10 protein-coding genes and 1 pseudogene are annotated in these 8,781 nt (G+C 67.6%); 3 read left to right on the top strand and 8 right to left on the bottom strand.

What is annotated here, in order from left to right:
• Positions 1-709: 709 nt before the first annotated feature.
• The 3 genes from IEZ17_RS33450 to IEZ17_RS33460 form a co-directional block, all read right to left on the bottom strand.
• A complete protein-coding gene (locus tag IEZ17_RS33450; protein WP_189306797.1) occupies positions 710-1,270 on the bottom strand; it encodes a hypothetical protein in 561 nt (186 codons plus the stop codon).
• 73 nt (positions 1,271-1,343) lie between these two features.
• Entirely contained in the window at positions 1,344-1,562 is a 219-nt protein-coding gene (locus IEZ17_RS33455; protein ID WP_189306798.1) for a hypothetical protein, read from the bottom strand.
• A gap of 273 nt (positions 1,563-1,835) precedes the next feature.
• Complete coding sequence (locus IEZ17_RS33460) at positions 1,836-2,213, bottom strand: hypothetical protein (RefSeq protein WP_189306799.1); 378 nt, start codon at positions 2,211-2,213, stop codon at positions 1,836-1,838.
• A gap of 176 nt (positions 2,214-2,389) precedes the next feature.
• Between IEZ17_RS33460 and IEZ17_RS33465 the strand changes: the two genes are divergently transcribed.
• Positions 2,390-3,718, top strand: coding sequence for an NsdA family TPR-like regulatory protein (locus IEZ17_RS33465; protein WP_189306800.1), 1,329 nt, complete (start codon positions 2,390-2,392; stop codon positions 3,716-3,718).
• A 1-nt stretch (position 3,719) separates the two neighbouring features.
• On the opposite strand, the gene IEZ17_RS33470 is transcribed toward IEZ17_RS33465, so the two are convergent.
• Positions 3,720-4,253 (bottom strand): NUDIX hydrolase, encoded by a 534-nt coding sequence (locus IEZ17_RS33470; RefSeq protein WP_189306802.1) that lies wholly within the window; start codon positions 4,251-4,253, stop codon positions 3,720-3,722.
• Positions 4,254-4,584: 331 nt separating this feature from the next.
• On the opposite strand from IEZ17_RS33470, the gene IEZ17_RS33475 reads away from it, so the two are divergent.
• On the top strand, positions 4,585-4,908 hold the full coding sequence (locus IEZ17_RS33475; protein WP_189306804.1) for a TfoX/Sxy family protein: 324 nt from the start codon (positions 4,585-4,587) through the stop codon (positions 4,906-4,908).
• Positions 4,909-4,951: 43 nt separating this feature from the next.
• Here IEZ17_RS33475 and IEZ17_RS33480 read toward each other — a convergent pair whose 3' ends face one another.
• Positions 4,952-6,001: a helix-turn-helix transcriptional regulator gene (locus IEZ17_RS33480; RefSeq protein WP_189306806.1), complete on the bottom strand. Its 1,050-nt coding sequence runs from the start codon at positions 5,999-6,001 to the stop codon at positions 4,952-4,954.
• A 164-nt stretch (positions 6,002-6,165) separates the two neighbouring features.
• On the opposite strand from IEZ17_RS33480, the gene IEZ17_RS33485 reads away from it, so the two are divergent.
• Positions 6,166-6,951, top strand: a complete 786-nt coding sequence (locus IEZ17_RS33485; protein ID WP_189306808.1) for a VOC family protein — start codon at positions 6,166-6,168, stop codon at positions 6,949-6,951.
• A gap of 463 nt (positions 6,952-7,414) precedes the next feature.
• On the opposite strand, the pseudogene IEZ17_RS33490 reads toward IEZ17_RS33485, so the two are convergent.
• From IEZ17_RS33490 to IEZ17_RS33500, 3 genes and pseudogenes are all read right to left on the bottom strand, one after another.
• Positions 7,415-7,666: pseudogene (locus IEZ17_RS33490) on the bottom strand (site-specific integrase); the annotation flags it as partial.
• Positions 7,579-8,097, bottom strand: coding sequence for a DUF1330 domain-containing protein (locus IEZ17_RS43990; RefSeq protein WP_268249876.1), 519 nt, complete (start codon positions 8,095-8,097; stop codon positions 7,579-7,581). The pseudogene IEZ17_RS33490 and the gene IEZ17_RS43990, both read right to left, overlap by 88 nt.
• Positions 7,995-8,705 (bottom strand): P-loop NTPase family protein, encoded by a 711-nt coding sequence (locus IEZ17_RS33500; RefSeq protein ID WP_229852876.1) that lies wholly within the window; start codon positions 8,703-8,705, stop codon positions 7,995-7,997. The genes IEZ17_RS43990 and IEZ17_RS33500 overlap by 103 nt, the downstream gene beginning before the upstream one ends.
• Positions 8,706-8,781: the final 76 nt, after the last annotated feature.

Genomic DNA, 8,781 nt, shown 5'->3' on the forward strand with positions numbered 1-8,781 from the left:
GGCAGCCCCCGGCAGCTCAGCGCGCATGACCAGGCAAGCGACCCGGCAGAGCCCGTGAAGCAACCCGGCCAGCCCAAAGCGGCAGCACCAGGCCGACACCACGACAGTGCCCCTCGCAGCCTCACGACCAGGCGCACGCGACCAGCAGTCAGGCCGCGCCGAGCCGCCGGCGATCGCCCCCCGACAGCCGACTGCCTGGGCCTCAGCGACAGCCCGCCGAGCGGACGTGCATCACCGTCGTAGGGTTCTCGATGGCTGGGGCGGCCGGCTGGAGTGGCTTTACCCACCTGTTCGGGCCGGGGCCCGCGTCGGGCAAGGCCAGGGGGCCACTCGGACCAATTGCGGGCAGGGGCAAGCCTGCCCGAGTTGCCGGGCAAGCGTACGGCCCCCTGACCATGCCCGACCCCAACCCGAACAGGACACCGGCCAAAGCCACTCCAGCCGGCCGCGTGGTCACCTGCACCACCCACCCACGACCGCAATTCCCCCGCACATGCCAGCCGTACCACGATGTGTCCCTCTCGCCCCGTCAACGCGTCTTGTCATCACCGCGGTTGAGCCAGCCCGAAACAGGCACGACAACAGCCCCGGTACCATCGGCACCGGGGTCCTGAACAGGGACTCTTCGACCGGACCGCCCGATTGCTGCCAGGCTCCAGGGCGGTCCGGTCTTACTCTTCACTCAGCGGCCGACATCCCGGCCCGGCGATCAACGGCCAATGCCCTGACTGACCACCGTGACGTTGCGCAGTTCGCGGTACAGACGAGACCCGAGTACTGCACGAAGGCTCGGATCGCCAATCGGGTAGCGGACATCACGCTCTCCTACCGACCAGCCCTCCCGGGTCAGGCTGTACGGAGCACCGGAGTATCCCCAAATGCGCGGCGTTCGGACACGCAGAACAAGGAACTTCGTGTTTCGCAGGTGAGGGCATTCCGCAATGGCCACGTGGGCGTGCAGCTCACATAGCGGAGGCATCGCCGTCACAGAACCTTCCGGCCAGGACGGCGGGTCACACGGTTTACGCCAATCCAAAAACAGCCAGCCGTCTTCATTTCTCGACGCCGGTTCACCACACACCTGACACGTCATCCACCGCATCGCGAAGTACTGCCGCCCAGGATGCATGTAGTCGTACAGGGGCATTCCCTTCCCGGGCTGATAGGTCATACGCCCCCACAGCACCTCATCCCGCCCCACGCGGTCGCTGGACTTCTCATCCTTGTAGCCCAGCCGCGGACCATCCGAATCCCACTTGATGTCCAACATGCATTCAAGTTCCGCAAACTCAGCCGACCACGAGATGACATATGGCACCACCGAAGGCTTACGTGCCGGGCACTCAGGCACCCTCAAACTCCTCAATGTCAGACTCTCCATGCCCCTTGCCCCAGACTCCCTCGCCTGGAGGTTCACGCTCAAGCAGGCCGCGCCCCTCAAGAACTGACGGCAACAGCCCTAATGCGTCGAGCAGTTCAAGGCAGTCGTCGTCATCTTCCGCATGGCGGGACACCAAATTCGCAACCGCCTTCACTTCAGCGTCCGTGGCCCTGTCAGTCATGGGCAGATAGTCGGGCGGAGCACCCTTTCTTTTCGGGCGCCTTCTCGGACGACTATTCACAAGCGCTTCTCAAATGACGGGACGGCGTCACCGGAGCCGCCCGGCGCAGTTGCAACTGCCTGCGAGCCAGCATCCGGGCGGGAGACCGGTACCGGAGCGCCGTGGGCCTCAAGCGCCCCGCCGACCACCAAGCAGGCGGTGTCAGCCACAACACGCCCAACATAGCCACCGCAAGCCCAGGACGTGACGGCTGCTCGCGCGCATGACGGCCACTCACCGCGCAGCCCTACCGGCAGACACCGCGCTCAACGGCGCCCAGGTGAAGAACAGCTGTGCGCCGTGACTCCCGAGGTAATCCAGCTCCGGATATCGCAGTTCCGACACCGGCGACACAGCATTCGGCCATCGCGTCAGGATGACTCCGACCTCACCACGCTCGGCCAACTCCCGTACCCGCAGCCAACCCAAACGCCTACAAGGCTCCGGATCACCGTAGGGATCGGTGATCTGCACCGCGATATGGAGACCGTTCTTCTCCGCGAAGCGGTGCCCCTCCTCAACCGCCCGCTCCTCAGCCAGACCAGAAGTCTGGTCATGACGAGCCGCGCACACGTAGAGAACGGCCGGAGTGCTGGTGCTGATCCTTGTCATCTTGGCCCTCCCGAAGGGGGTGTCGAGACCGCATGCCGGAGCGGTCGCCCATGCCCAGCAGCATCTCGACGCCGGCCACCACCGCCAAAGGCCCAGCTGATTACCCAACTTGGGTAACATCACCAGCCGTAGAGATTGAGCGACATCGCGTAGCTTCAACAGCAGGAGCCTGCCGGATGCCGAAGTCAGCCCAGCCGCGCGAACTTCCCGCCAGGCTGCTCACTGATCCCGAAATGATCGACGCCTGCCGGGTCCGTGACTTCAGCCGGGTGTTCCGGCTGGTGAAGAAGCAGGCCGGAATCTACCCGTCGATGATCGCCCGCCTGTGCGATCTCACTCCGAGCCGCGTCGGCGAGGTGATCGCCGGGGAACGCCGCTTGCAGCACATGGACGTGGTCGAACGCATCGCTGACGGCTTGCGCATCCCTGGTCACATGCTGGGGCTGGCCCGGCGAACATGGGAGACACCTTCGTCCCTCACCGTGACCGAGCGGGAGCCGGCGGCCGAATCTCCGGCGCTGCTGCCAGAGCAGCACAAGCCCGTGGATCTCCCCGGATCCGACGTGGACAGCATCCTTGCCCTGACTTCGGCAACCGATCCGAGCCCGTCCACCCTGAAAGCGCTGCGGGCATCGATCGAGGACTACTGGCGCCGCGACGATCAGCACGGCGGCGAAACCCTGAGGCCAGCGGTTGTGGGACAACTCCGCTATGTCGTAGGTCTGTTGGGTGAGAGCAGGTCGAGGACCCTCAAGAACGACTTGTGCGGGGTCGCGGCCGAACTCGCGCGGCTTACCGGCTGGACCCACTTCGACGCCCGCCAGTACAACCAGGCCCGTGCTTACTTCACACAGGCCCTGCAACTGGCCAAGGAGGTCGACGACCGGCCGTTCATGGCCAACGTACTGGCCTGCATGAGCTTGCAAGCGACGTACCAGGACAAGCCCACGGATGCCTTGGCATTCGTCCAGGCTGCGCAAGACGCGGCGCGCGCCGACAACGGAGGGACCGCACGCGTTCATTCGATGCTAGCCATGCGGGAGGCATTCGCCCACGCCTCACTCGGCAGCCGGGCCGCCACCCACGCGGCGATCTCCGAGGCACACCGACAGTTCGAGCAGATCCGTTCCGATGACGCGGACCCCACCTGGGTGTCCTACTTCGACGAGCCCAAGCTCATCGTGGACACCGGCATTGCGCACGGCCAACTGGGCGAAGCGGCGGCAGCTGAACCCTTGATCGCGGATGCCATGCGCAGGGAGCTCGGGACCAACCAGCGTGGACGAGCCTTCCACGCGTTCTGGCTGGCCCGCACCCAACTCCAGCTCGGCAAGCTCGACCAGGCATGCCACACCGCCACGGCAGCCCTGGAGCATGCGTCGGCGGTTGCTTCCGAACGGCTGGCCGGCCACCTGAGGGAGTTCTACGGGCAGCTGACTCCGTACCGCGGAGAGTCTGCAACCGCCGCCTTCGAAGCACGCCTCAGGGAAGTGCTCCCTGCCTGATTCAGCGGATCGCTTCATCCATGAGGACGTACAGAAGACCAACGAGTGATCCACTGCTGATGATCTCCCGGCGGTCGATCATGCCGCGCACGTCGGCGAGCGGGATCCACTCGATCCGATCGGATTCGTTCTTCTCCGTGGGAGGCCCGACGTACGTCGCACTGTCGGCGCGGAAGACGTGGTGCTGCGAGTCTGTGATCCCGTTCGCAGGCTCCGCGTAAATCAGCGGCTTCATCGGCCCGGGGCGCCAGCCTGTCTCCTCCAGGACCTCACGGGATGCCGCCTGCTCCGGCGTCTCGTCTTCCTCTATGAGGCCCATGGGCAGCTCCCACGCCCACGAGTCAGTGATGAAGCGGTGCCGCCACATCATCAGGACCTCGCGGCGGTCGTTGACCACAGCGGCTACGGCCAGGTGGCGGAGACGGACGACGTGGTGTTCCCATCGACGCCCATCCGGCTGCTGGACGTCCACCAGGCACAGGTTCACCCAAGGATTCGTGTAGATCTGCCGTTCACCGTGGGTCTTCCACTGCATGATCGCCGCCCCTCTCGCCTGGTGACGCCAGCATCTCAGACGAAGGGTGTGACAGATGCGGCGCGGGTCGGTCCAGGAGCCGTCTGCGTGGAGGATCCGCCGATGATGTCCCTACCCCGCAACGGCGTGACCGAGCGTTGTACTAGGCAAGTTGAGCGCGGATGCTGGCGGCCATGGAGGAAGCGAGGCTGTTTGATGAGGTACCCAGGCTGCTTCCCCATCTACTCGACAACGCCAACACCTTCCGGTCGTACGGCGTCGGGGCGGCACGATTACCGGTGCCGGCCGGTTCGTGCTGCGGGGTGTCGGTGTGTGTGGTTAGCGTGGGCTTATGGCTTATGACGAGGTGCTGGCGGAGCGGGTGACGGAGCGGTTGGAGCCTGAGGGCGTGACCTCGAAGAAGATGTTCGGCGGGCTCACCTTCCTCCTACAGGGCAATGCGCTGGCCAATCTGTACGAGGAGGGTCTGATGGTGCGCGTCGGGCCGGATGGGATGGACGAAGCCCTTTCTCGCCCCGGTACCAAGCAACTGGTGTTCCGTGGCAAGGAGCAGAAGGGTTGGGTCGTGCTCGACGAGTCGACGCTCGACGATGACGTCTTGGATGACTGGCTGAAGTGGGCGATGGAGGTCACCGCGGAGCTGCCACCCAAGTAGCCCGGCCCCCGTGAATGCATGCGGTGCCGGGGGCCAGCGCCTGCTACTGGCCCTCGGCACCGTTTTTGTTGCCACTGCCGTCTGGCTTCCCCTGGTCGTCGTCGCTTTCTTGCTGCTCGGCAAGGGCGTGGGCGGCGCGCAGTAGGCGCTGTCCCAGTTTTTCCAGGTGGGGTGCGAGTTCGGGAGTGCCGTGGATGGTGTTCTGGGGGCCGAGGTCGATGCCGAGGAGTTGTTCGGCGATGTGGTGGGGGTTGTCGGCGGCGAGGTCGAGGGTGCTGGTGCGGTCGTCGAGGGGCTGGACGCGGTCGGGGAGGGAGTAGGTGCGGGCGCGGACGGTTGCGGCGTCGGCGGGGACGGTGGCGTGGAAGGTGTAGCGGGCGGGGGCGGTGGTCAGGCGGGCGGCGACGTAGGCAGCCGCGTCGGTGGCGGGTAGTTGGCGAGGGGTGGCGCGATGGCCGGTGGGGGTGGGGTCGGTGAGGCGGTCGACACGGAAGAGGCGCCATTCGGCGAGGTCGGTGTCGTAGCCGACGAGGTACCAGACGGGTGTGGCGGCGACCAGGGCGTGCGGTTCGGCGCGGCGCCGCGCGGTGGTGCCGCTGCCGGTGGTGTAGGTGAAGGTGACGATCTCGTGGTCGCGGCAGGCGGCGGCCAGGGTGGCGAGGGCGGTGGGGTCGGCTCGGGGGCCGGTGCTCCAGGGCAGCGGGAGTGGGGCGGTGGTGGCCTGGATCGCGGTGACCTGGTGGCGTAGCCGGGCGGGCAGGACCTGTTCGAGTTTGGCCAGGGCGCGTACGGCGGTCTCCTCGATGCCGGCGACGCCGCTGGCCGCGGTGCGCAGCGCGACGGCGATGGCGACGGCTTCCTCGTCGTCGAGCAGGAGGGGCGGCAGGTCGGTGCCGGCGGCCAGGCGGTAGCCGCCGGCGGTGCCGGTGGTCCCGTCGACGGGGTAGCCCAGGTCGCGAAGGCGGTCGATGTCTCGGCGGATGGTACGCAGGGTGACGTCGAGGCGGTCGGCGAGCTCGGCACCGGACCAGGTCCGGCGGGTCTGGAGCAGGGAGAGCAGGCGCAGCATCCGGGCGGGCATGTCCTGGGTCATGTTTTCCAGGCTGCCAGGCATTGGTGACGCGAGGTGTCCTAAAGGCCGTCTACCGTCGATGGCGTAACCGAGAGGAAGCCGGCAAAGCGGGCAAGGATCGGCGAAGTGGTCTTTCGTGCCTTCTGTCTAGTCCTCTCCTCGGCATCCGCTGAAAGGAATGCGCCATGAGCATGATGACCCCCGGCGCCGTCGTCTGGTTCGAGATCGGCACCGCCGACCCCCAGGCCACCAAGGACTTCTACGGCTCACTGCTCGGTTGGACCTTCCACGCCGTGCCCGCGGCCGGCGGCCGTATCTACACCCTGATCAGCGCCGCGGGCGCGCCCCTGCCGATGGGTGGCATCTGGGAACCCGCCCAGGATGGGCGAGAGGCGATGAGCCTTTCGATCCGATCCGCGGACGTGGACACCGACGTGGCCCGACTGGGGGACCTAGGGGCGAGAGTGGTCGCCCCTACCGGACCGGCCGCCGACGGCGGCCGCATGGCCCGTCTGACGGACCCCCGCGGCACGCTCTTCTCCGTCTGGCAGGCCCCCGGGCAGCCCGCCGCCACTCCTGCGGAGGCCGGAGCCCCGGTGCCCGGCTCCCTGGGCTGGTTCGAGATCGGCACCGCCGACATCGAGGCGTCGAAGACGTTCTACGCGGACGCCTTCGGCTGGAAGTACGTCCACGACACGGGTGTGACCACGAAGCCGTACTACGCCGCGGTCACCCCAGGTGGGGAGCGCGGTAGCGGCGGCCTGGCCGACAACAGCGCGGAGAAGGGCGCCAAGGACTACGCCGCACCACAGTTCCTGACCCCGGACGTGCCGGCTGCCGTGGAGAAGGCGAAGGCGCTCGGCGCGGCGGTCGAGCATGGGCCGGAATCCACCGCCTACGGCCTGACCTTCGCCCGCCTGACGGACCCCCGCGGCATCCGCTTCGTGCTCTTCTCCCCGCCCCAGGGCTGACCGCCCCACGCCCGGCCCGGTAGGGCCGCCGTGCTCTTCTATTTGAGCCCGCCGGTCACTACACAGTCGTGTCGTAGCACCCAGATAACCGCAGCTAAAGCAAATGACGGACCGCTCGGGCGGCATACAGAGGAGCGGCTCGTTGAGGCGAAGAGGGCGGCCGCACCGGCCCGCTGTTACGTAGGCCACCGACTGGGATATCCACGAGACGCAGCTCGCCTAAGAACACCACGATGGTGACGGCAACCATGACGGCAACGAGGGCACACAAGCAGCGACAGCAACAACCCGAGGAACGCGGGTTGGCGAACCAGAGTCGGCAGCTGCACCAGCCTGCCCAAAGCTACGGATCAGAAGGTTGCAGGTTCGAATCCTGCCGAGCGCACAGCAGGTCAAAGCCCCCGCCGGGTTCTCCGGACGGGGGCTTTGTCGTGCCGTACAGCAGCGAAGTACAGCAACCGCGTCAGCCGGTGCCGGTACCGCTACCGTCCACGGCGCCGGACGGTTTGGCCGGCGCCTTACGCGCCTCTTCGTCGCTCGCTTCCGCGTAGACCCCCATCGTCATCGTCATCGCCATCGCGATCTGCGAGTGCCGCAGGATGCGCTGCGTGACCTTCGGGTGGACCTTCAGGGCGACCAGGAGCGAGCTGCACGTGTGCCGGGTGTTCCGCAGTGGGATGCCCCGGAGCCCGGCACGGCGAGGCCGCGGCGCGAACCGGATCCTTGCGGGCCACCGCGTCCGTCACGACGCTGGGCCGGGAGGGAGAAGCCCTCGGGCGGCGTGCCCTCGACGGACAGCATCCCCACGCGAAGCTTGCCCTCTCGTATCGCCCGGGCGCGCCGGTACTCCGGGGAGTCGCACCACCCCCGGATCCGGTCCATATCGGGAAACTCGATGACTACGAACCGGGAGGCCCGCCCTTGCTTGAGGGCCTGACGGTTGGTTGTAGGTGTTGCACGGGGCTTCCCCCCGAGGTGCGTCGTTTTCTGTCGCGGTCGCCGTGGACGGGGAGTTGGGGCGAGGCGGCCGTTGGGGCGGGCGGTCAGGGGGTGTTGAGGTTCAGGGTTGTGGTGAGTCGGGTGCGGGTGTGGCGGGCGGTTTCGGCGGCGTTGCGGGTGGTGACGTCGACGGGGATGACGGTCCAGGGGGTGGCGGCCAGGAGGCGGTGGGTGAGGGTGGATTCGTCGCGGAGGTGGGCGGCGGCGGAGGCGAGGTCGCGGACGGAGCGGGTGCCGGGGGAGCCGGCGAGCCTGGCGACGTACCAGTCCTCCCAGTCGGGGCCCTCGCGGTCGATGGCGCGGTGGAGTGCGGTGGCGGGGTCGTCCTGGAGGTAGAGGACGGTGACGTGGGTGGGGTGGACGGCGGTGGCGAGGTCCTTGAGGACCCGGGTGATGGCGGGCTCGTCGTGGCCCCAGGCGACCAGGGAGGGGATGAAGGGGAGCAGGGCGTCGGTGACCAGGTAGTCGGTGCCGGCGGTGCGGGCGCCGGTGACGTAGGCGGCGGTGGCGGAGACCAGGGTCTCGGGGCGGACGCTGTGGATGCCGGGGCCGAACTCCTCGGCAACGGGGCGGAAGGCCGGGTGGGTGAGGACGTCGGCTTCCTGGAAGTGCTCGACGGTGGCGCCGGACTCCTTGAACCAGCCGGCCAGGGAGCGGCAGAGAGTGGACTTGCCGACGCCCGGGCTGTTGCCGATGACCGCGATCAGGTGCTGGGGACGGGGGCGGGGTGCGCGCTGCTGACTCGTCATGGTCATGGGAGAAGAGTGGCAATTGGGATGCGGGGTCGGTTTCAAGGGGGGTGGGTTTCAACGGGGTTGGGGGGAAAGGCGG

It is taken from the genome of Streptomyces albospinus (assembly GCF_014648695.1).
GTDB lineage: Bacteria > Actinomycetota > Actinomycetes > Streptomycetales > Streptomycetaceae > Streptomyces > Streptomyces albospinus.

Coding starts and splice junctions, on each gene's coding strand:
- IEZ17_RS33450 (WP_189306797.1), bottom strand. CDS start 1,270: ATGTTGGACATCAAGTGGGATTCGGATGGTCCGCGGCTGGGCTACAAG.
- IEZ17_RS33455 (WP_189306798.1), bottom strand. CDS start 1,562: ATGACTGACAGGGCCACGGACGCTGAAGTGAAGGCGGTTGCGAATTTG.
- IEZ17_RS33460 (WP_189306799.1), bottom strand. CDS start 2,213: ATGACAAGGATCAGCACCAGCACTCCGGCCGTTCTCTACGTGTGCGCG.
- IEZ17_RS33465 (WP_189306800.1), top strand. CDS start 2,390: ATGCCGAAGTCAGCCCAGCCGCGCGAACTTCCCGCCAGGCTGCTCACT.
- IEZ17_RS33470 (WP_189306802.1), bottom strand. CDS start 4,253: ATGCAGTGGAAGACCCACGGTGAACGGCAGATCTACACGAATCCTTGG.
- IEZ17_RS33475 (WP_189306804.1), top strand. CDS start 4,585: ATGGCTTATGACGAGGTGCTGGCGGAGCGGGTGACGGAGCGGTTGGAG.
- IEZ17_RS33480 (WP_189306806.1), bottom strand. CDS start 6,001: ATGACCCAGGACATGCCCGCCCGGATGCTGCGCCTGCTCTCCCTGCTC.
- IEZ17_RS33485 (WP_189306808.1), top strand. CDS start 6,166: ATGAGCATGATGACCCCCGGCGCCGTCGTCTGGTTCGAGATCGGCACC.
- IEZ17_RS33500 (WP_229852876.1), bottom strand. CDS start 8,705: ATGACCATGACGAGTCAGCAGCGCGCACCCCGCCCCCGTCCCCAGCAC.